Below are 21,536 nucleotides of genomic sequence, written 5' to 3'. Positions count from 1 at the left end.
GAGTAGTGAGGAGAAGGTTGGTGAGAAAGTTCGGGAGGAGGTTTATCAGATTTTTTGTAGTTTCTATGAAACGGACTTTGAGAGACAAGTTTTGGAGATGTTGAAAAAGCGGGCAGATTTGATTGATAAGGAAAGGATGCTGAAGTATCGAGCAGAGTTAGGGGAAAAGGATGAGGTAATTGGGGAGTTGTTGGCACGGCTTCAGGGTGATAATTCTAGTGCACGTATGTTAGCAGCCGTTGCTTTGGGAAATTTGGAGAATAGCTCAGAAACCGTAATCAACTCCCTACTACCTCTGCTTCAGGATGAGGATTCTAATGTGCGTTGGAGCGCAGCCTTTGCTTTAGGTATATTGGGCAAAAATTCCGAGACGGTAGTCAACGCTCTACTACCTCTGCTTCAGGATGAAGATTCTACTGTGTGTATGAAGGCAGCCTTTGCTTTGGGCAATTTGGGCAAAAATTCCGAGACGGTAGTCAACGCCCTACTACCTCTGCTTCAGGATGAAGATTCTACTGGGTGGGCGCTGGTAGCCTTTGCTTTAGGCAGATGGGGCAAAAATTCGGAGACAGTAGTCAACGCCCTACTACCTCTACTTCACGATAATAATTCTGATGTGCGTTGGAGAGCATATCTTGCTTTGAGCAATTTGGACAAAAATTCGGAGATGGTAGTCAACGCCCTATTACCTCTGCTTCAGGATGAAGATTCTACTGTGTGTGCGCAGGTAGCCGAAGCTTTAGGCAGATTGGGCAAAAATTCGGAGACGGTGGTCAACGCTCTACTACCTCTGCTTCGGGATGAAGATTCTAATGTGCGTTGGAGCGCAGTCTTTGCTTTGGACAAATTGGACAAAAATTCCGAGACGGTAGTTAACGCCCTACTACCTCTGCTTCAGGATGAAGATTCTACTGTGTGTACGCAGGTAGCCGAAGCTTTAGGCAAATCGGGCAAACATTCGGAGACGGTAGTCAACGCCCTACTACCTCTGCTTCAGGATGAAGATTATTTTGTGGGCAATGACGCAGCCAAAGCTTTGGGCAAATTGGGCAAAAAATCCAACAATATCCTCCCCATAATTATTCAATGGATTCAACAACATCAAGATTCAGAATATGTCGGCAGAGGTATTGATGTGCTGTGGTATTTAGTTGTAGGTGAGGAAAGTTAAGGCGTAGGTTGGGTTGACGGCAGCCCACACAGATTATGGCACGGATGTACCGATTAAGAGTCTAGTCTAGTAGGGTGCGTTTCTCTACGGAAATTTTGAGTTTTGTAGGTTGGGTTGACTTTAAGGAAACCCAACAATAATTAGGTATATGTTGGGTTCGCTGTCGCTTAACCCAACCTACAAAGGTTAACTGTTAACTATTGTTCAATAGATTCAACAACATTAAGATTCAGAATATGTCGGCAGAGGTATTGATGTGTTGTGGTATTTGGTTGTAGGTGAGGAAAGTTAAAACGATTAGGCAGTCTGTCAAAATTAAATAATTAGGCAGTGGGAGTATCCTGCTCCCCTCATCAGTCAAACATTCATTAGTTGTTTTAAAAATAAACTGTTGCGCAACAGTTGCCCTAAAAATTAACTACCTCTTTTAGAAATTTCGGCGTTGGTTAATCAAGCTATCAAATCTAAAGAGGGTCAAATATAAAATGCTTTGAAATTAGGAGTTGGGCAATCGCCATTTCAAGAAAAATCATAGCCAAAATCACCAAAGCCGCCTATAGAGCAATAGTTAATACATTTTATGAAGCACCCAGTCAGAGGTGATGAGTAGTGAAATTTTGCTTCTATTGCGTATGTCGCAACAGTTAATACATTTTATGAAGCACCCAGCCAGAGGTGATGAGTAGTGAAATTTTGCTTCTATTGCGTATGTCGCAACAGTTAATACATTTTATGAAGCACCCAGCCAGAGGTGATGGGTAGTGAAATTTTATTTCTATTGCGTATATCGCAACAGTCAATACATTTTATGAAGCACTCAGCCAGAGGTGATGGGTAGTGAAATTTTGCTTCTATTGCGTATGTCGCAACAGTTAATACATTTTATGAAGCACCCAGCCAGAGGTGGTGGGTAGGGAAATTTTGCTTCTATTGCGTATGTCGCAACAGTCAATACATTTTATGAAGCACCCAGCCAGAGGTGATGGGTAGTGAAATTTTGCTTCTATTGCGTATGTCGCAACAGTCAATACATTTTATGAAGCACCCAACCGAGGTGATGGGTGGTGCAATTTTTCTTCTATGCTATAAAAAGTACCTAAAATTTAAAACTACTCATGGCATACGATCGCGAAAAACAAATAGCAATAGAATCTGCCCTAGCAGCAGCTAAACTCTGCGAACAAGTGCGCGGTAATATTCCCCCCGCAATGGAAAAGGGAGACAAAAGCCCTGTAACTATTGCTGACTATGGCGCTCAGGCATTGATTTGCAAGGTTTTGGCTGAGGCTTTTCCCGATGATCCAGTGGTAGGAGAAGAAGATGCAACCGATCTACAGACTCCGGAAATGGCGGAAAACTTGACAAAAGTAACAAATTATGTCAAAGAACAAATTACAGATGCTACTCCAGAACAGGTGGTACAGTGGATTAATCAAGGTAACGGTAAAGTTGGACCCCGTTATTGGACGTTAGACCCTATTGATGGCACAAAAGGGTTCTTACGTCAAGACCAATATGCAGTGGCACTAGCATTAGTGGAGGCAGGAGAAGTGAAGGTCGGGGTGTTAGCTTGCCCGGCAATGCCAGTGGAAAATAACAAACCAGGAATGCTATATGTAGCGGTGCGGGGTGAAGGGGCAGCAATGATGCCAATAGCAGGAGGCGAATTAACTCCTATTAAGGTTGTCCAGGCGGATGATACTGCTAATCTCCGGTTTGTTGAAAGTGTGGAAAGTTCCCACGGCGACCAAGACCGTCAGAATGCTGTGGCAAAGGCAGCAGGTATTACTGCACCATCAGTTAGGGTAGACTCCCAGGCGAAGTATGGTATTGTGGCATCTGGAAAAGCTGCTTTATATTTGCGTTTGCCGTCACCGAAGTCTCCTAATTATCGGGAAAATATTTGGGATCATGCTGCTGGAGCGATCGTTGTTGAGGAAGCAGGGGGGCGCGTAACGGATATTAATGGTAAACCGTTAAATTTTGCTGATGGCTCGAAAATGGTTGATAACCGGGGTGTGGTTGTTAGTAATGGGATAATTCACGACCAGGTTTTATCTGCTTTAAAAGAATAGACACCTGTAGAGATTAAATAAATAAAGTATATTTATATCTGGGAAGTATAGCGCTATATACAAGTCAAAAGTTAAAAGTCGAAAGTTATTATAGATTACTTCTGACTTCTGACTTCTGACTTCTGACTTCAAAAAGTGACATCTTCATATAAATTATCAATGCTAGTGCGAAAGTCGATGCTTGCTAGGTGAATTTGACTGCCTTGAGTATAGGTGTGCAATACCCAAAGTCCCTCTGGATTGCGACGAAAGCATTCCAAACGTTGGCGTTTTTGGTTAATTAAGAGGTATTCTTGCAGGGTTGGTAATTGCTGATAGTTGGCAAATTTGTCTCCCCGATCAAATGCTTCTGTGTTTTCAGATAAAACTTCCACAATTAAACAAGGATATTTTTTACGATCTTGCAAGGCTTTATCTCTCGCATCACAAGTTACCATCACATCAGGATAGTAGAATGTATTGGCAGTTTCTATATGAGCTTTCATGTCTGACATATAGACGCGACAACCACTGCCTCGCAGATAACTTCTTAATTCTGAAGCTAGGTTGAGGGAAATAGTGACATGGGCATCACTAGCACCTGCCATTGTATATACTTGTCCGTTAATGTATTCGTGTTTGATGGAACTTATTTCTTCTCCTGCTAGATATTCTTCAGGAGAAATGTCATTTTTATTTGGGTTGGCAATCATAATTTTAGGAATAGAGATATTATCATAATTGTATCACTAATATCAAATCCGAATAATTACTATAGCCTAGTCATTGCGACTGAAACCGAGTGAAAGGAAGCAATCTCCTAAGCCCTTGAGATTACTTCCTTTCGTCGCAATGACGACTATATGTAACGAGCTAATTTTGATAAACGGATGTCTAAACTTTAGGATACTTTGGGAGAATAATTTTACTCGTCAGTCATGTTTTTAATATGATTTATCAACTATTCATTGACTAAAATTTGTAGGTCAATTTTTTTCTGTTCAGCAATTTTAGTGACAAATTGTTCTACATCTGTTTCGAGATAAATGGAGTAATTAGGGCTTGCTGAAAAAGTCTTATGGGTGAGGGTAGGAGACAGGAGACAGGAGACAGGAGACAGGAAAAAAGGGAATTTAGAGGAGGTAGGAGTAAGAATTTTCCCTTGATTTTTCTGCCCAACTCTTGCCTAAAATACTAACTTTTTGAGCGTGAAGATCTGAAAACCAGACACCTTTTTCGACCCCAAAAATGCTAAAAACTTTATCTGTAAATACTTTTAGATTTAATCAGCAAGCCCTAATTAAACTTAGCATCGCGATGGTAAAATTTGCTTTTTTCTGCTTAATAAAAGTCGAATTATGATTTCATAATTGCCTCTTTTGATAAGCTTGAATTTCGGTAAAAGTAGCTTGAATAGCTGAAATAATCCGTATTAGATAGGAGGATTTATTAATTTGTTTGAAGGTATGGACGACAACTCTTAAAATACCTGTTTCATCTAAGCGTATGTTCAACAATTAATAATTAATAATTAATAATTAATAATTACCTCTTTTTATAAAGAAGAGGATTGACTAAAAGGAATTTTTTTTCTTTCTTCTCCATGAATGGAGAGGCTTTATACCTTAATTTTTCGGTAATCCATCTATCTTCATTTTGACTATGTTCTTCATCGTATATTGTTAATTGATAACTATCACGGAAAATAGTTGATGCTAAACGAAAGTTTAATTTGTGTTTGCGAATATTTTGTTTTTCTTTGGCTGGATTCCAATCAAAGTTATAATCGAAATCAATGTATCATCTTAAATTAAGTACAAATCTATTATATAGCAATTCCCAAAAAGCGTGAGGTACAAAATTTTAGGTTTGAGGGAACACTTAACTAGGAACAGGGAACAGAAAAGAAGAAAAACAATTGTATCTCATAACTCTGGGAATTGCTATAATAGAAAATATAGTAGTTGTAAGAATTACATAATTATAATGTCAAATAATCCCTTGAAACTATTGAAATGTCAAAGTTTTCTGTCTATTAAATCTTAATGCCTGAATTTCGTGAAACGGTATTATTATGGCTGATTAATGATATTTGATATGAATTATAAGATTCTGAACTCTAAATTCAATTCTGAATTCTAAATTCTGAATTCTAAATTCACTTCAGAATCATTTTCTCAACTGCTTCTGCTGTCGCTGGAGCTAACAACACTCCATTCCGATAATGACCTGTTGCCAACAACACATTTTTAAACCCTTCTAAATAACCAACTGCTGGAGCAGCTTGACCTTCTGGGCGAGGTCGCAAACCAGACCATTTCCTGAGAATAGTTGCGTCTGCTAAACCCGGACAAAAACTAATTGCTCTCGCCATCACTGTATCTAATAAACTTGAGTCAGCAACTACCTCACCAATATCATTGGGAAATTCAACTGTCGATCCCACCCAATATTCATTTTCTGCTACTGGTAAAATATGCACGTCATCCCCAGTTATAACTGGCTGAAAATCCAGATTTCCTAAAGACGCTGACACTTGCAGATGTAAGGCTTGACCCAATACAGGTACTATGGTAAATCTATTATCAAGATTAGATTTGCGCTTGAGTTGCAGGGAGTGTAGTTTACCTCCTTTTATTCCTTGCAAACATGGCAATGAACCCAACCCCGCAGCAACAACCAACCAGTCTACATCTGGTAAAGCAGGAGCTCTTTTTGTCTCATCTAAACTTTTTATGTGTACTTGGCGACAACTATATTCATTTTTGGGATGAGAAATAGTTTTATATTGCGCAATAGTAATTCCAAAATGAAATTTAACACCATTTTGTTGAGCAGCTTCGACTAGAGCTAAAGTTAACTCTACAGGGTTAATTTGTAAATCTTGAGGAGAATAAATAGCTGCGGTTACTTCGGATATTTGGATATGGGGGCAGCGATCGCTCAGTCGTTCCACATCCCACATTTCTAATGGCAAACCGTCTTTTTCCCGAATATCTATTAATCTTTGCCATTTATCTAGATCGTCTCCAGGCAAACACAACTGTAAGATACCTTGACGGTTATGGGAAATAGGGCGATTTATTTTTGCTTCTAACTCAGGAATTAGACTGTGATAAGTTTGCACACTCATCCGCCTCATTTTCCAAGGTCTGCCTTTAGCTTTTTGACTAATGATTCCCATCAAAACACCCAAAGCAGCACCCGTAGATGCTTGAGCTGGCATTTGTTTATCTAATACTGTAATTTTTAAACCTTCTATTTTGCTGAGTTGATAAGCGATCGCCGCTCCAACTATTCCACATCCAATAATTACTATATGAGTCATTTTTAATAGGGAGTAGGGATTCAATAATTAATAATTAATAATTAATAATTACCTCTTCTTTCTTCTTATAACAGATAGGATTGACTAAAAGGATTTTTTTTCTTCTCTTGGTCGAGGGATGGCGAGGTTTCCTCGCCATCCCATCCTGAGGTCATGCTCCGCTTTCCGACCACTTTTTCTCTTGAAATAGAAGGCTTTATACGTTAATTTTTTGGTAAAGATTTCTGAAAAAACTGTAGGGGTTTGCTTTCCAAATTCCATTTTCTCTGGGGTTTGGTCTCCAAACCCCTAGGATAAAATATTACAACCTAATTTAAGATTGCAATAGTTTTGACTTTAGCTGATAGCTAGTAGCTGAAAGCTATTTAACTATTTTTTGGCACTAAACCTAAGAAAGTGTCAAAATCTGCTACTGCTTCTTTGTAGTTACTCAGAGCTTGATTTTTATCTCCTTCTGCTGCTGCTACATCAATATCCTCTAAGTCTTCAAATATTTCTTTTGCTGCATCCAGTACAGGTGTTTTGTCTTTTGGTAATAATAGACTTTGGGTCAGATAAGTAGTCTTACTTCGTAAATCTCCCAAAGGTCCATGGATAAATGTACGCACGTTTACCCATTCCCCTTGTTGAATTAGGCTTTCTAGTTCATCCATGCGATCGCGCAAAGCTTGTATTCCAGCAGCAGAGAGTTCTATTTTTTGTAATTGAGCATCTGAGTAGGTTGGCGGTGGTGTCGGAGAACCACAACTTGCCAAAAATGCTACTAATAGGGCCATTACCCATGCTACTATCGACCGTTTGTTTAACATAATCCCCTTTTATTTGCCAAAGCTAGTTTTAGTATTCTATTGTTAGATTTAAGATGGAAATGACCATTTTGGCAATAGGAAGTATATTTATAGGACTGTGCATTTAGGGCACAGACATTGGTAAATTCTGTTAGCTGAACATTTAGCTGGACTTTATGAAAAAACAGGTTAAAACTAAGGTCAAACCTTTATACAGTAATGTTTTTACTTGAAATCAAACGTTTTCTTGATATATTTAGGTTTCAGCCATTTTAAGCAAGTTCAGGTATTTTCCTTGCTAATACTGGGTTTGAAGCCATTTTCAGTGTAAAAAATCTCAAAGTCCAGTTAGGCAGGAAAAATTTAGTCATAGATTACTTTTGACTGTGGTGAAGTGCGTCTTACATTCTGAGGTTTCCTCAGAATTACGCACTCGCTTTTGTAGTGGCGAATGGCCATTCACCCCTACTGATTTTTGACTTGCGCGTAGGGCTATACTTATTTATTTTGCTCAAAACTTTTAAACTGTTTTTCTACTACACTAGCTAAAGTCTCTCGTGGGAGGAAACGAGAAGTATTAACAATTACTTGATTTAACAGACCTCCTGTAACAATATTAGATTGTTTTTTTTCTAATGCTTGAAGAGCATCTTGTACTACTTCTTGTGCAGATGTCAATTTTGGCTTTGAAGTTTCTCCAGCAGAGTTAGGAAATTCTGCTCTTTGGAAAAAGTCTGATTCTGTTGGTCCAGGACAAAGGGCGAGTATCTTCACTCCTGAATCTTGATTTTCTGCCCACAAAGCCTCACTAAAATTCAAAACAAATGCCTTTGTTGCGCCATAAACGGACATATAAGGCAAAGGTTGAAATCCACCAATTGAAGCAACATTAATAATTCCACCGGACTTGCGTTGTTGCATTCCGGGTAAAAATAGATGTGTTAATTCTACTAAAGCAGTAATATTTAATTGAATCATATTTATTTGCTTTTCTAGAGGTCTTTCGGCAAAATTTCCATAGTCACCAAAACCAGCATTATTAATTAATAAATCTATAGTTAATCCTTTTTTTAAAACTACTTCAAAGACATATTTTGTTGCTCCTGGTGTTGTTAAATCTTGAACTATTACATCGGTATGAATTTGATATTGATTTTGTAAAGTATTTGCTAATTTATGTAATTTTTCTTCCGAACGAGCAACTAATACTAGATTGTTTTTTCTTACTGCTAATTCTTGAGCAAAAGTTTCACCAATTCCAGCAGAAGCACCTGTAATTAATGCAGTTTTCATTTAGCTTAAAATCAGATATAATTCTCAGATTTTTGTCAACTAATTATACTTTATCATCAAGCTTTAGTGCAAAGTAATGTAAAATTACTATTTAGTTTACCTCTAATTATGTTTAATATTGGAAAATCAATACTGGAGATAATAAATTATGACTTTTCGCATTTTATGCTTAGATGGTGGTGGTATTAGAGGTGTTATGCCTGCCTATATTCTTCAGAAGATTGAGCAGCAATTAGGTAGCCCTTTAAAAGACCACTTCGATCTAATAGCTGGTACTTCAACAGGATCTATATTAGCTGTAGGAATTGGACTAGGGAAAAGCCCTGAAGAATTGCTAAATCTATATCTAGAGAAAGGTTTGCAAATATTTCCTTACCAATCTCTATTCTCACCCAAAAGGCTACCACTAATTTTCCAATATGGTCTTTCTGCTCCCAAGTTTTCAGACGAAGGCTTGATGGCCGTACTTCAGGAGCAATATGGAGAGAAGAAATTTCCTGAAATTACACCCGATCCTAATAAATTGATGGATTCGTTAAAAATTATTGTTCCTAGCTACGATACTATTAGCCGTAATCCTGTGATATTTAAGAGCTGGTGTCACGATCGCTGGTATGCTAAAGTTCCACTGTGGGAACTTTGTCTTTGTTCTGCCTCAGCTCCTACTTATTTTCCGGCCCACCGCATTGAACAAGATGGGCAGGTATACTCTTTGATTGATGGAGGGGTTTGTGCTAATAATCCTGTTTCTTGTGCTGTGGCAGAGGCTATCAAGCTATTACGCCAGTCTTCTCATAAATCTGTAGGAGATATTATTGAGCAAATTAAAGTAATATCTATTGGTACTGGAGATCCGGCATCTCCAATACACTGGGAGCAAGTGCGAGGATGGGGACTTATTCAGTGGGGGTTGCGCATTGCAGATGTATTTATGGATGCTCCCCCTGATGTACATCGATATGTTGCGGAACAAATCATAGGTGGGACGGAAAATGATAATCAACCACGTTATATTCGTCTACAACTACCTCTCAAGGATCCATTACTAGCAATGGATGATGCTCGGCAAACAAATTTGCAGGCACTCTTAAAGGAAACAGATTCCTATATTAATAAGGTAGAGGTAAAAGAAAAGTTAGAAAAATTATTGGCTAACTGGTAGTTTTTATCGCTAAAGTTAATTGATGGTTTTAGAGAGTAGAGAGATAGAGAGATAGGGAGATGGGGAGATAGAGAGATAGGGAGATGGGGAGATGGGGAGATGGGAAGATGGGGAGATGGGGAGCAAGCAAAAAATATTTACCACATTAATCTGGAATTTGCTGTATCTTTACACTTATAGTCGTTTCAAATAAAAATGAGATGGCTAAATCCCTGATTTCCAAGGATTTGATCGAGGTTAAGGAATGAGGATTAAATAAACTCCAGAAGTTTAAGGATGAAACTATATCTATTGATGGTATTATACATATGAATTTTGTAGATAATAAAATCCTCATTCCTAAGTGTCTCAATCTTAACTGTAATGACTATACTACCTACCAAGAAACTCAGACTCTCAAACATTTTCAGGACCCACGCAGGCGAACTCAGAAAGCCAGTTTTTTCCTAGATGTCTATTAGACATATCCAAAAATGACAAATAAAATCAATTATCCTACAGAAATAATCAATTATTTACCCCTATTCCCTGCTGCCTACTCCCTACCCCCTCTTTTCTAAAATTGAAATAAATTATTTCTAAATTTCTGTTCGCCTCAAAAATAATAGTAGTTCATCTATAATATTTCCCGACCAATGTTCCTGGGGATAATGTGCTGCTTCTGCCAATTTAACTAACTTTCCATTCTCACAAATATTCGCTAAATTTTCCGCTTGACTAATATCTAACCAAGGGTCTTTTATTCCCCAAATAATTAATGTTGGTTGCTGCCATCCTTTAAAGCCAGATTCAATTTCTGCCATTGATTTTTTTAAGTCTAATTTTTGCACAATTGCTAATATAGCTCTACCAGCAGCAGAACTTTTTAGATAAGGGCTACGATAAACTTCTAAATCTTCATCTGCAACTGTTAAACGACTACCTTTTTCTAAAGTTCTATCCACAAATAGAGGGTCTTGAGTAAGCATATCTCCAACAAAAGGTATCCCTAATTGTTGAATTTGCCAAGGTAATTTTGCAGCAGTAGAAAGAGGAGTATTTAAAATAGCTAAACGTTCAATTTTTTCTGGATTTCGTAACGCATATTGTAAACCTATCGAGCCTAAAAATCCTTGCACAACTAGATAAAAACGTTCAATTTCTAGACTATTAATTAATTCTGCTAAAACGTTAATAAAAGCTTCTGGTGTGTAGGGAAAATCTCTTTTATCTAGTTTAGGAGACAAACCACAACCTATCCAGTCCGGAGCGATCGCCCGATAACCTGCTTGAGCTAATTCAGGCATAATTATAGTCCAACTATGGCTTTGAGAAGGTAAGCCATGTAATAGTAATACTGGTAGTTTATCTGTTTCGCCATCTGGTTGAGCTTCTCTATAAAACCATTCGAGGGAACCGACTGTTATATTTTTTTTCTCAAGTGACACTTGTTTTATTAATTTTTTGACTAGATTAACTTGGCGATTATATCATTTTATTGGAATAATTGATGGGGATGAGATTAAACTACTTTATTTTGCAGGAAAAATAACTATAGCGTTTTTATTTGGGATATGGAAACCGAGTCCTATAAAAAAGGTATGGAGATATGGAGGTATGGAGGGAATAGTAAAGAAGGAAAAACAGCATTAAATAGTAGTCAACATCAGGATATGAAATACTCAAGACAGCACTTTTTTCTTAGAAGAAACCTCCATCTAGATTTACATCTCATTGAAAAACACTATACTTATAAAACATAGTAATCTGCGGATAGGTTGTAAAATTTTATCGTAGGGGTTTGGTCTCCAAACCCAAAGTAAAACTGGATGAAAAGATAGTTTTTTTCACGAATCGTTTCATGTTGCGAAGTTGATAAGCAAAATTAATTACACATCCGATTTACTTTCTGTTCCCAGTTAAGTTTTCCCTTTTCCCTCTCTCAACTAGGAAATTCCTAAAAGCACGACTACTTATAGTTATATGAAATACAAAAAAATGTGCTATTTACAAATCTCCCCATCTCCCTATCAATATTTCGTAGCAAGCATTAACGAATTTCATATTAGTTATTTAGAGATTAATATATTAAATCTTATTTTGAAGCACTGCTTAAAATTCGGTAATGTAGGATTTGAGATGATAGTATTCTCAGGGAATAATAATTAAAGGAAAATTTATGAAAATATTTATTAATCTAATAATTTTTTTCCTGATTTTTCTAGTTTAATTGGTAATTTTAATTCTTCTAGAAAATACATGATTTCAGAAACTAACCATTCTTTTTCTCTTTGACTTAAGTGGGAAAAAGCAAATATAAGACTAAGATTTTGTTCTAATTTGGCAATGTTTTCTACTTGACCTTGTTTTTGACAATGAAAGTACCAATTTTTCCAGTTAATTAAAAACTTATCTTTAAAAATTTGTATATCAGCTTTAATGCTCAATTTTACCTGTATATTGAATAATTGTACCACTATAAAAAACTGATATATATTGAGAATAAAGTCATTTAAAATTATCGAAAAAATCAGTAAATAGTAAATAAGCCAGAATAATTCTTAAAACCAAAACTTCGGATAAGCAAAACAACTCGATGGAATTTTAATAATTAAGCTTCTAGATGTTTTTTGCAAAGTAACTCTACTTTTTACAGGTTTTTTAAGAGGATATTTAACTACAGAATAATCATCAGAAATAATTTATGATTTATTACTAAGTACATTCAAGGCTTCTGTTGCCGACTGAAATCTATCTTCCCAGATCGGTTCTAATATTACTTCTAACCAATCTGCAAATTCTGGTGAAATTTCCACACAAGAACGAAAATCTATTTTCATTCTTTTTTGAGGTAGTTCATCTGGGAAACGATGGGTGAATAAATACAATAAAGTTCCACCTAAACTATATAAATCTGATGCACAATAAGATTTTCCTCTTAACTGTTCTGGAGGCATATATCCAATAGTTCCTACAAATGTTCCACTGAAAGATATTGTCTGACGATAAATATCTTGAACTGCTCCAAAATCCACTAAAAATATTTTTTCATCAGGTCGTAAAATAATATTTTCCGGTTTAATATCCCGGTGAATTATTGGCGGATTTAATTGATGTAAATAACTCAGAATTTATAAGATTTGAATTCCTACTTGTTTAACTTGCGCTTCTGTCGGATGCCAACCTTTTTCCACCCAAGTTGCTAAGGAATTTCCCGACAGTAATTCACGAATTAAATAAAACCATCTATCTTGCTCTGTATCGATATAAAAATAATTCAAATATTTGGGAATTTGAGGATGATGCAAATTGGCAATAACTTTAGCTTCCCTCTCAAAACGACTTTGGATTCCTATGGCAAAAACCTACGCCTATCCTGATGTAATGATAATTGAGGGTGAATTACAATTTCAGGAAGGAAGGCGAGATGCTCTAACTAATCCTATAATTATTGCCGAAGTTTTATCAACATCAACTGAGGATTTTTATAGAGGTAAAAAAATTGCTGCCTATCGCACAATTCCAACTTTTAAAGAATATATTTTAATCGACCAATATACGATGCAGGTTGAACAATTTACTAAAACAGAATCCGGACAATGGTTATTATCTGAACATAAAGGAGAGGATAGTAAATTATCTCTAAAATTTATTGATTTTGAGATTAATTTAGCTAATTTGTATGACAAAGTTAATTTTGATTTATGAACCTAATGTGTTAGGTTTCGTTCCTCAACCTAATCTACTAAATACTGAACTTCTCTAGTATGAAATACACCTACAGCAGATTTAAAACAAATATTAATTCAAACCTCTGTAGTCCGGACATCTTGCCTGCCAGTAGTGTAGGTGCTGGGGAAAATCCACCACTTCTTTAAGTTTTTACTCCTTTGAAACCTTCTTCTTTTTTCCTTATACAACCCATTTGGTATCTTTTACATTAGTTATAGCTGTCGCAGTTGCTCCGCCTTTCATGTCGTGCAGCGAAAGCGGAACGGAGTTCTATCCCCAAGAAACAATAGTATTTTTAGTTGAATAAAAAATCATGTAGGTTAGCAAACAAACCATTATAGTTAGATAGTATCATCATTTTTTCGGAAATGGAATCCAATTATTTTCATAAGCTTCACATAATGCAAAAGTTAGTGCTAGCTAACATGGCGATCTAACCGAATGCACCTTCTGATTCTAATCAGAGAAGTAATACCAAATTCATGCATAGGCGATCATATCTCAACATTTGTGATTATTCCTACAATAAAAAAATTATAAATTCGATAAATTATAAAAATTAAACATTTTTTCCTATTCTTTATTATGTTTTTCTTTCTCTGTTCCCCATTCCCTGTGTCGTGACTGTAGCAATATTTAATAAAATTGGTATAAGGGAGTAGGAGAATAGGGGAGTATTTTTCAATATTTTTCTTGTATTACCTCTATTCCACTCCCGACTCGTAACTCAAAAATTTAATCGCGGGCAAAAATACCAAATGGCTTTTATAAATATCATAAGGAGCAAAGCTTTAGAAATGAAGATCAACCTCCACTCCTGACGCTTTACTCCTCATCAGTCAATTTTTAACCGAAAAATTCAGCCAACCTAGAAATTCAATTCTGCAGCTTGAACTTTTTCTACCTGTTTCTTCTTCAAAACCAACATAATTTGAGCTAACATAACCAAGGCAAAAAATGCCATCAACCATTTAACTCGATTTGCATCTTGCAGTACAATTTCAGCATCTGCTTGACCAAAACCACCAACATTGGGGTCATTAGTAATAACTTGACCTGCTTCAACAGTATCTCCTACACCAACCAAAAGTTCAGGACCTGGAGGAACTGTATCTACGATAGTTTCACCATCAGCAGTTTCGATAGTAATTTGATTACCAACATATTCTTCAAAAGTAATGTCAGTAATCTTACCAGTAGCAGCGGCATTGTAAACAGTATTATTACTCTTATTACCAGCAGGATAAACCTGACCACGACCTCGGTTGCCTCCAGCATGAACAGCATATTTACCAAAGTGGATAGATTTATCTGTTGCTGGATCTGGAGATAACAGAGGGAATACAACCTCTTGGTATTCATCCCCAGGCATTGGTCCGAATAGAAGAATATTTTCTTGGTTTTCAGAGTAAGGCATGAAGTAAAGATCCGCGACTTCTTCTCGCCACTCTTCAGGTATTCTATCTTCCGGTGCTACTTTGAAGCCATCAGGTAACATCAATACAGCACCTACATTTAAGCCACCTTTACTACCATCTCCTAATACTTGTTCAACACTTGTGTCGTAAGGAATTTTGACAATGGCTTTAAATACTGTATCTGGTAGTACAGACTGAGGTACTTCTACTTCGGTAGGTTTTGCTCCAATATGACAGTTAGCACAAGCAAGTCTGCCTGTAGCTTCTCTGGGAGTTGCTGGAGCAGTTTCTTGTGCCCAGAATGGATAGGCATTTGCTGCCGGGGAACTTGTGAGAAATAGTGATATAGAAGCGATCGCTACTAACATTGTCTTGGCGATCTGCCTAACAAAACTACCCCATAAGGCTGATAAATTTATATTTGACATTATTTGTTATGTCTTCTCTCAAAAATCAAAAACTTCTGCAAATTTAACGTTATACCACCATTAAGCATTAGAGGTATAACGGATAGCAACTGTCTGCTTCAATGACTGATTGTTTACCAATCAAAAATTTTTTAAGCCCACCAAGGATCTTCCCCGGTACGGAAATCTGTTTCCTCCCATTGAGTGAATACCAGTTTATCATCACTAACATTTGCATGAACTAATGCTAGAGATAGAGGTGCTGGCCCTCTCACTACTTTGCCTGTACTGTCATACTGAGAGCCATGACAGGGACAGATAAATTTATTCTCACTACCATTCCAAGGTACTACACACCCTAGATGAGTACATACTGCATTTAACCCATACTCAGCTAAGGTTTGGTCTCCTTCAATCACTACATAAGTAGGGTCTCCTTTAAAACCTTGAGCTAAAGTTCGTTCTCCAGGATTGTGACTGGCTAAAAAGTCACTGACTATAATATCGTTACCAAGGGCATCTTTAGCTGTTATTCCACCACCAGTTCCACCACTAGATGGAGGAATAAAGTAGTTAACGACTGGATATAGGGCTCCAAGGGCTACCCCTGTCACAGTCCCAAAGGTGAGAAGATTCATAAATTGGCGACGCCCCATATCGGGTACATCTGGTGTTCCTTCTGCTTGAGCCATGAATACGTTGGGTGTTCTTTGTTAATTTACGTTAATTATGTGCAGACAAAAATATAATTGCTGTTAGCCTGCGACTACGGACAAGTTGACAATCTTCTATTAGATAGAACAATTCTGCCTTAAGGCCGTTTCCTGATTATTATTACATTGTTTTAACTTCTACTGTTATTATTAAGAAATGTAAATATTTTGTAGGCAATTAGCAATAGATTATTGAGTTATTGATAAAAAAAAATATATTATATCACAATAAAGCTGTGATAGAAACTAAACTCAATAGAAAATCTTAGGTGTGGATATGACGGGCGAGGAATTACACCAATTATTATTGGCAAAGTGGGGTAAGTCTTATGATATTCAACTACGACGGACAAAGGGCAAAATATTTGTGCAGGTGATGTGGAAGTATCTTGAACAGGTATCTTTCCCCATGACAGAAGCAGAATATTTTGCCCACTTAGAGGCCATAGCCACCTATATCAACGGTTTTGGTGGTGTAGAAACTGTCAAGAATTATATTGAGAATACAAAGGAAAGACCACGGTTAGGTAAGGCAGTTAGTATTCCTTTAGATTTAGGTGAGAGAGCATCAGAATGGATGGTAGAAGAATTTTGATGTGGCAGGAAAATCAAGACGCTATAAAATTCTTAAGCCTATTGGTACATCTCGATCTGGTTGTACTAGAGCAACTTCTCCATGCTCCATTACTACTCCTAGAACCAAAACTTCGGACATAAAGTTAGCTACTTGACGTGGAGGTAGATTTGTAACTGCTAAAATTAGTTTGCCCACTAAATCTTGAGGAATATACAGTTTTGTTAATCCAGCGCTAGATTTTTTCATCCCCAATTCACCAAAATCTATCCAAAGTTTATAAGCTGGTTTTCTAGCTTGAGGAAATTCTTCTACGGTGATAATTTTTCCCACTCTTATTTCTATATCTTGAAAATTATTATAAGTGATTTGACTCATTTTTTAATCTTCCCTGAGCAATATTGAATAGTATAAATTAGTTAAGTATTTTCAGTCTTGAATTGCCTATATTTCTAAATGATAAATAAGGGATAGTTGAAGCTATTTATTCAGATTAGACAAAAATTTGATAGTTGCAAAAAGAGTTTCATAATTAGCTCAAAGCAGACTATTTATTTATATCTAAATATTGTGTCCGGATAATTAGTGATAGAACCCCGTTCTACTTACGCGTTGCATGTCGCGTTTAATGTCGGCGATAGCCTAAAAGCGAAAGCGAAACAAAAAACTTTGCTCTCCCCATTCTGCTTGACGGAAAAATTTGGGTAGTTACGCCTGCTCTTTTAAGGGGATAAAAAGCGGTCGGAAAGCGGAGCATGACCTTAGGATGGGATGGCGAACTTCGGAGCGGCTCTGCACTCTTCGGGAAACCTCGCTTGCCTCCAATCGACCAAGAGAAAAGAATATTCCGTATTTCAAGCCTCCCTATTACAGCTATCCCTGATAAGGAACTCCTGAAAATCTTGTGGGAGGGTGGGGAGAGGGGGAAGAGGGGGAAGAGGGGGGAGTAAGAATCTTGGGGTGCATTTCTCACTTCTTTATGTCTAATTCAATACACTTTTCTGAGAAAAAAGCCTTTCAAAAGACTTATACATAACTTCTATTTAATGTCTACGTTTTATGTTAAGAAAGATGTTGATCATGCATAGCTATTACAGGAGGTACTGATAACTGATAACTGTTAACTGTTAACTGAAATGACTTTCTTTATCCCTCCTATTGCCTGTTACCTATTGCCGTTTATGATCGCTATTGAACCAGATATGATATAAATATGTGCAATAAAAAAAGGATAGAGATGATGAACGAGGTAGTAAATGCTTTACTAAAACTCAAAGTCTTTCGTGAATTTTACACAGAGGAAATTCAAGCATTCAGTAATTATATATCTCGCCACCAATTCTTAGCAGGACAAGTGCTAATGAAAAAAGGAGAAATAGGTACTTATCTAGGAATTATTCTCCAAGGGGAAGTCAATATTGTTGAAAATTCAGAAGTATTAGTAACTCGAACTGAAGGGGAATTATTAGGAGAAATAGCATTAATTCAGTCACAATCAAGAAGTGCTAATGTAGTAGCTGCTAGTAATGGGGAAGTAGCTGTAATTAGTTTTGATGATATTGAGAAAATCAAGAATACTCATCCGAAAATTGCGATTAAATTAATCAGTGTTTTGACAAGATCGACTTGGCAAAAATTGCAAGAAAGTAAAACAAAAAATACAAATAATTATATAGTTATAATTGCCAACGAAAATGAATACTATCCGGTTATAGATTTTATTGTTAAACATCAAGATTTTTGGCAAAGTCATCCAATAGCAATTACCCCGAAATTAGCCCATATCTTATCAACAGAAATTAATATCAACATCAACATAGGCAAATATCTAGATTATCAAAGGTTGATTGGAACAGAAACAGCAGTTGGTTCGCTGATTATGTCAGGAAATGTATCAGCAGTTATCTATTTAAGAACACCCATATTAGCAGTAAAAAACCAACTGAATATAGAAGCATTTTTAATATTGTGTGACGTTTATCAAGTACCTTTAGCAACAAATATATCAACAGCAAAGGCTATTTTGTATTACCTATAAAAGGATTAGCTGAAACCTATGAATCGGATATTTATAGAAATAGCAAATATATTTAATTTTTTAGTTCAAATCTTTCAAACAGAGATATTTGAATTAGGGAATCAATCATTCTCCATCAAGAATATTACTGAAATTATTTTCTCAATCATTGTAGTAATATTTTTATCCCGTACAATAAAAAAGTGGATGAATGAATGGATATTAGTTAGTCTAGGAGTAAAAAAAGGTACAAGAGAAGCGATCGCCACTATTATTAATTATATAATTACAATAGTTGGGGTTTTAATAGTTTTACATAACACAGGCATTGACCTAACTTCAATTACTGTGATTGCTGGTGCTTTAAGTATTGGTATAGGTATCGGACTCAAAAATATTGTTAGTAACTTTATTAGTGGTTTAACAATTCTGATTGCCCAACCAATTAAAGTAGGAGATTTTATCGAAGTTGATGACTTATCAGGAATAGTAGAAAAAACTTTAATCCGGTCAACTGTAATCCGCACTCTTGATGGTATTTTTGTCATTGTTCCCAATAATTGTCTGGTAGAAAAAGATATTATTAATTGGAGTCACAAAGACCCAAAATGTCGTCTACATATTCCTATTGGAGTTGCTTATGGTAGCGATACAACTTTAGTAACAGAAGCACTTTTAGATGCAGCTAGAAAGGAAAAAAAAGTCTTATCAAATCCTTCGCCAAAAGTTTGGTTTAAAGGGTTGGCAGATAGTGCCTTAAATTTTGAACTATTAGTTTGGATTAAATATCCTCCTCTCACAGACCCAATCAAAAGTTCTTTAAATTTTTTGATTGACTCAGAATTACGTTCCCGGAATATTGAAGTTCCTTTTCCTCAAAGAGATTTACATATTCGTAATATTAACGATTTAATTCAAAAGCATCAAAAAGCAGAGTTGACAACAGTTGAAGAAAATCAAAGGAACCAGTCAAATACCCTATTTAAAAATCAACCAAAGACTAAATACAAAGTCTCAGAATCGAATTTACGAGATTTATTACGACAGATTAGTTATTTCAGGAATTGTAATAGTATCGAACTACGAGATGTGATTGAAAATGGATATAGAAAAATTATTCCTAGAAGTGAAATAATCTGTAGAGAGGCAGAACCAGGAGACTCATTTTATATTATACTTTCTGGTTCGGTGGAAGTATTTTCAGAAAAGGCAAATAAGTATATTACTACTAGATACGCAGGAGAATTTATTGGAGAAATGTCACCACTTTTAGGAATTACTCGTACAGCTAGTCTTCGTGCTTTAGAAGATACAATATTATTTGTAGTAGACCAAGAAAATCTACAAAATCTTTTGGCAAAACATCAAAGACTAGCAGACAAAATTTCTGAAGAATTATCTCAACGTTTAGAGACTTTAAAAAACTTAGGACTATTGCATGACCAAACAACCTCCCAAAAAACAGCTCTGGTTTGGATTAGGAACCGAATTTATACTTTATTTGGGATATAAAGAAGGAGTCAGGAGACAGAATTTATGAGTCAGAATATTCTACAAATACCTATGTAAAATAACCAGTTTACTTTTGGCACTATGGGAGTAGGTAGTAGGGAAATGTTAATACTGTATAATTTAATTTGAAACCTTTTTTCAGCAAAGCATATTTTAGTAGAGTTGAGAGGGGAATTATAGAGGAGGTAGTCGGAAGAATTGTACCTTTATTTTTCTACCTTTGTTTGCCCAAAATGCTTGCCACAACTACTAATAGTTCAGTCAAGCCAGTATTTTTTATTTGCCAATTAACTTAACAACCAAACTACCTCCAAGATAAAGAACAACTACCGCTCCACCTAATAAACTTTGAGTCAAAGGGTCAGTTGAAGGGGTTAAAACAGCTCCTAAAACGGCAGACCCTAACAATACATACCGCCAACCAGAGAGCATTTGTTGAGAAGTAACTATTCCCACAATACCTAACAATAATTGTAGAATCGGAACTTGAAATGCTAATGCCGTACTAAACATTAATAGCAATACAAATTCAAAGTATCTTTCAATTGACCATGCTTGCTCTACTACTGCCTCACCGTAACCAATAAAAAATTTCAAAGCTGCTGGTACAATTGCAAAATAAGCAAATACTAATCCCAATCCAAATAAAACTGTAGATCCTAAGAAAATCGGTCCAAGAAATCGTCTTTCTCTAATAGTTAAACCAGGCAAGACAAATTTAACTATTTGATAAAGTATGAAGGGACTTGCTAATAGAAGACCACTATAAGCAGCTACTTTAATAGTGACAAAAAAGTATTCTCCTGGAGCAAGTTGAAGAAATTTTACTCCCTGAGCAGGAATTTCTAGAAATTTGACAATGGGTTTAACTACAATGAAGCAACCTATGATACCTACTACTGCTGCTATTAAAGAATAAAATATCCGCATTCGTAACTCTTCGAGATGGTCAAAAATAGACATCTCAACTTCATCAGGAACTTGGTCAAGATAATCATTTTCTTCTGAATTTTGGTGATCGCTTAAGGGTGGCGAAGCAATATTGCCCACTTTACCATCATTATCAGACCTAATCTCTGGATCTTTTAAACTTATAGGAGTTAAATTATTGTTATTTGAATCCTCTGGAGGAGTATTAATTTCTGGAGGTGTCATTTCAGTTATCACTTATCAGTTATCAGTACCTCTGGCTAAAACCAGTGCCTTGAAATACATAAGGCGAATATTTTCTCTTGGTCGATTGGATATGCTTAGGTAACCCATCCATCCCATCCGTTTGTCATGCTCCGCTTTCCGACCGCTTTTTCATCCCCTTAAAAGGGGAGGCTTGAGACCTTATTTTTTGGTCATATTTATTTGAGATTTTATATTAATTATACATAAAAGTT

The 21,536-nt window shown here is 36.2% G+C and carries 21 protein-coding genes; 7 read left to right on the top strand and 14 right to left on the bottom strand.

Annotation, left to right across the window (positions count from 1 at the left end):
• Both F6K22_RS06020 and F6K22_RS06015 read left to right on the top strand, forming a co-directional pair.
• Window positions 1–1,171: HEAT repeat domain-containing protein (locus tag F6K22_RS06020; RefSeq protein ID WP_293094583.1), on the top strand; the 1,171-nt coding region annotated here is incomplete at its 5' end.
• A gap of 1,115 nt (window positions 1,172–2,286) precedes the next feature.
• Window positions 2,287–3,246, top strand: coding sequence for a 3'(2'),5'-bisphosphate nucleotidase (locus F6K22_RS06015; protein ID WP_293094581.1), 960 nt, complete (start codon window positions 2,287–2,289; stop codon window positions 3,244–3,246).
• 128 nt (window positions 3,247–3,374) lie between these two features.
• Here the strand turns inward: F6K22_RS06015 and F6K22_RS06010 are convergent, their stop codons facing one another.
• The 6 genes from F6K22_RS06010 to F6K22_RS05990 all read right to left on the bottom strand — a co-directional run bounded on the left by F6K22_RS06010 (window position 3,375) and on the right by F6K22_RS05990 (window position 8,634).
• On the bottom strand, window positions 3,375–3,938 hold the full coding sequence (locus tag F6K22_RS06010; protein ID WP_293094578.1) for a Uma2 family endonuclease: 564 nt from the start codon (window positions 3,936–3,938) through the stop codon (window positions 3,375–3,377).
• Window positions 3,939–4,589: 651 nt separating this feature from the next.
• Entirely contained in the window at window positions 4,590–4,742 is a 153-nt protein-coding gene (locus F6K22_RS06005; protein WP_293094575.1) for a hypothetical protein, read from the bottom strand.
• A 28-nt stretch (window positions 4,743–4,770) separates the two neighbouring features.
• The gene (locus F6K22_RS41760) at window positions 4,771–5,022 is read right to left on the bottom strand and encodes a BrnT family toxin (protein ID WP_363272937.1); all 252 of its coding nucleotides are present in this window, start codon (window positions 5,020–5,022) and stop codon (window positions 4,771–4,773) included.
• Between the two features lie 361 nt (window positions 5,023–5,383).
• On the bottom strand, window positions 5,384–6,553 hold the full coding sequence (locus tag F6K22_RS06000) for an NAD(P)/FAD-dependent oxidoreductase (protein WP_293094572.1): 1,170 nt from the start codon (window positions 6,551–6,553) through the stop codon (window positions 5,384–5,386).
• A 365-nt stretch (window positions 6,554–6,918) separates the two neighbouring features.
• The gene (gene psbQ / locus F6K22_RS05995) at window positions 6,919–7,362 is read right to left on the bottom strand and encodes a photosystem II protein PsbQ (protein ID WP_293094569.1); all 444 of its coding nucleotides are present in this window, start codon (window positions 7,360–7,362) and stop codon (window positions 6,919–6,921) included.
• 477 nt (window positions 7,363–7,839) lie between these two features.
• Window positions 7,840–8,634 (bottom strand): SDR family NAD(P)-dependent oxidoreductase, encoded by a 795-nt coding sequence (locus F6K22_RS05990; RefSeq protein WP_293094567.1) that lies wholly within the window; start codon window positions 8,632–8,634, stop codon window positions 7,840–7,842.
• A gap of 148 nt (window positions 8,635–8,782) precedes the next feature.
• Here F6K22_RS05990 and F6K22_RS05985 point away from each other — a divergent pair, with 148 nt between their 5' ends.
• Entirely contained in the window at window positions 8,783–9,796 is a 1,014-nt protein-coding gene (locus F6K22_RS05985; protein WP_293094564.1) for a patatin-like phospholipase family protein, read from the top strand.
• 578 nt (window positions 9,797–10,374) lie between these two features.
• Here F6K22_RS05985 and F6K22_RS05980 read toward each other — a convergent pair.
• From F6K22_RS05980 to F6K22_RS05965, 4 genes are all read right to left on the bottom strand, one after another.
• Complete coding sequence (locus tag F6K22_RS05980; RefSeq protein WP_293094562.1) at window positions 10,375–11,223, bottom strand: alpha/beta fold hydrolase; 849 nt, start codon at window positions 11,221–11,223, stop codon at window positions 10,375–10,377.
• A 744-nt stretch (window positions 11,224–11,967) separates the two neighbouring features.
• Entirely contained in the window at window positions 11,968–12,222 is a 255-nt protein-coding gene (locus F6K22_RS05975) for a hypothetical protein (RefSeq protein WP_293094560.1), read from the bottom strand.
• A 255-nt stretch (window positions 12,223–12,477) separates the two neighbouring features.
• On the bottom strand, window positions 12,478–12,903 hold the full coding sequence (locus F6K22_RS05970; RefSeq protein ID WP_293094585.1) for a serine/threonine protein kinase: 426 nt from the start codon (window positions 12,901–12,903) through the stop codon (window positions 12,478–12,480).
• Between the two features lie 3 nt (window positions 12,904–12,906).
• Entirely contained in the window at window positions 12,907–13,083 is a 177-nt protein-coding gene (locus F6K22_RS05965; RefSeq protein ID WP_293094557.1) for a hypothetical protein, read from the bottom strand.
• A 1-nt stretch (window position 13,084) separates the two neighbouring features.
• Here F6K22_RS05965 and F6K22_RS05960 point away from each other — a divergent pair, with 1 nt between their 5' ends.
• Window positions 13,085–13,483, top strand: a complete 399-nt coding sequence (locus tag F6K22_RS05960; RefSeq protein WP_293094554.1) for a Uma2 family endonuclease — start codon at window positions 13,085–13,087, stop codon at window positions 13,481–13,483.
• An 892-nt stretch (window positions 13,484–14,375) separates the two neighbouring features.
• On the opposite strand, the gene petA is transcribed toward F6K22_RS05960, so the two are convergent.
• Window positions 14,376–15,353: a cytochrome f gene (gene petA / locus F6K22_RS05955; protein ID WP_293094551.1), complete on the bottom strand. Its 978-nt coding sequence runs from the start codon at window positions 15,351–15,353 to the stop codon at window positions 14,376–14,378.
• Window positions 15,354–15,484: 131 nt separating this feature from the next.
• Window positions 15,485–16,024, bottom strand: a complete 540-nt coding sequence (petC, locus tag F6K22_RS05950; protein WP_293094548.1) for a cytochrome b6-f complex iron-sulfur subunit — start codon at window positions 16,022–16,024, stop codon at window positions 15,485–15,487.
• Between the two features lie 298 nt (window positions 16,025–16,322).
• Between petC and F6K22_RS05945 the strand changes: the two genes are divergently transcribed.
• Window positions 16,323–16,640 carry a DUF3067 family protein gene (locus F6K22_RS05945; RefSeq protein WP_293094545.1) on the top strand — a complete coding sequence of 106 codons (318 nt, stop codon included), beginning with the start codon at window positions 16,323–16,325 and terminating at the stop codon, window positions 16,638–16,640.
• 21 nt (window positions 16,641–16,661) lie between these two features.
• Here the strand turns inward: F6K22_RS05945 and F6K22_RS05940 are convergent, their stop codons facing one another.
• Window positions 16,662–16,997, bottom strand: a complete 336-nt coding sequence (locus tag F6K22_RS05940; protein ID WP_293094542.1) for a tRNA-binding protein — start codon at window positions 16,995–16,997, stop codon at window positions 16,662–16,664.
• 859 nt (window positions 16,998–17,856) lie between these two features.
• Here F6K22_RS05940 and F6K22_RS05935 point away from each other — a divergent pair.
• Entirely contained in the window at window positions 17,857–18,657 is an 801-nt protein-coding gene (locus tag F6K22_RS05935; RefSeq protein ID WP_293094539.1) for a cyclic nucleotide-binding domain-containing protein, read from the top strand.
• 18 nt (window positions 18,658–18,675) lie between these two features.
• The gene (locus F6K22_RS05930) at window positions 18,676–20,148 is read left to right on the top strand and encodes a mechanosensitive ion channel domain-containing protein (protein WP_293094536.1); all 1,473 of its coding nucleotides are present in this window, start codon (window positions 18,676–18,678) and stop codon (window positions 20,146–20,148) included.
• Between the two features lie 276 nt (window positions 20,149–20,424).
• Here the strand turns inward: F6K22_RS05930 and tatC are convergent, their stop codons facing one another.
• The gene (gene tatC, locus F6K22_RS05925; protein WP_293094533.1) at window positions 20,425–21,303 is read right to left on the bottom strand and encodes a twin-arginine translocase subunit TatC; all 879 of its coding nucleotides are present in this window, start codon (window positions 21,301–21,303) and stop codon (window positions 20,425–20,427) included.
• Between the last annotated feature and the right edge of the window lie 233 nt (window positions 21,304–21,536).

The organism is Okeania sp. SIO2F4, assembly GCF_010672385.1.
In the GTDB taxonomy this organism is placed as follows: Bacteria; Cyanobacteriota; Cyanobacteriia; order Cyanobacteriales; family Microcoleaceae; genus Trichodesmium.
Note: the sequence above shows the minus strand (reverse complement) of the source record. Positions and strands in the feature narration are given on the sequence as shown.

Excerpts from the sequence above, each read along its gene's own strand:
- F6K22_RS06015 (WP_293094581.1), top strand. The coding sequence starts at position 2,287 with ATGGCATACGATCGCGAAAAACAAATAGCAATAGAATCTGCCCTAGCA.
- F6K22_RS06010 (WP_293094578.1), bottom strand. The coding sequence starts at position 3,938 with ATGATTGCCAACCCAAATAAAAATGACATTTCTCCTGAAGAATATCTA.
- F6K22_RS06000 (WP_293094572.1), bottom strand. The coding sequence starts at position 6,553 with ATGACTCATATAGTAATTATTGGATGTGGAATAGTTGGAGCGGCGATC.
- psbQ (WP_293094569.1), bottom strand. The coding sequence starts at position 7,362 with ATGTTAAACAAACGGTCGATAGTAGCATGGGTAATGGCCCTATTAGTA.
- F6K22_RS05990 (WP_293094567.1), bottom strand. The coding sequence starts at position 8,634 with ATGAAAACTGCATTAATTACAGGTGCTTCTGCTGGAATTGGTGAAACT.
- F6K22_RS05985 (WP_293094564.1), top strand. The coding sequence starts at position 8,783 with ATGACTTTTCGCATTTTATGCTTAGATGGTGGTGGTATTAGAGGTGTT.
- petA (WP_293094551.1), bottom strand. The coding sequence starts at position 15,353 with ATGTCAAATATAAATTTATCAGCCTTATGGGGTAGTTTTGTTAGGCAG.
- petC (WP_293094548.1), bottom strand. The coding sequence starts at position 16,024 with ATGGCTCAAGCAGAAGGAACACCAGATGTACCCGATATGGGGCGTCGC.
- F6K22_RS05945 (WP_293094545.1), top strand. The coding sequence starts at position 16,323 with ATGACGGGCGAGGAATTACACCAATTATTATTGGCAAAGTGGGGTAAG.
- F6K22_RS05940 (WP_293094542.1), bottom strand. The coding sequence starts at position 16,997 with ATGAGTCAAATCACTTATAATAATTTTCAAGATATAGAAATAAGAGTG.
- F6K22_RS05935 (WP_293094539.1), top strand. The coding sequence starts at position 17,857 with ATGATGAACGAGGTAGTAAATGCTTTACTAAAACTCAAAGTCTTTCGT.
- F6K22_RS05930 (WP_293094536.1), top strand. The coding sequence starts at position 18,676 with ATGAATCGGATATTTATAGAAATAGCAAATATATTTAATTTTTTAGTT.
- tatC (WP_293094533.1), bottom strand. The coding sequence starts at position 21,303 with ATGACACCTCCAGAAATTAATACTCCTCCAGAGGATTCAAATAACAAT.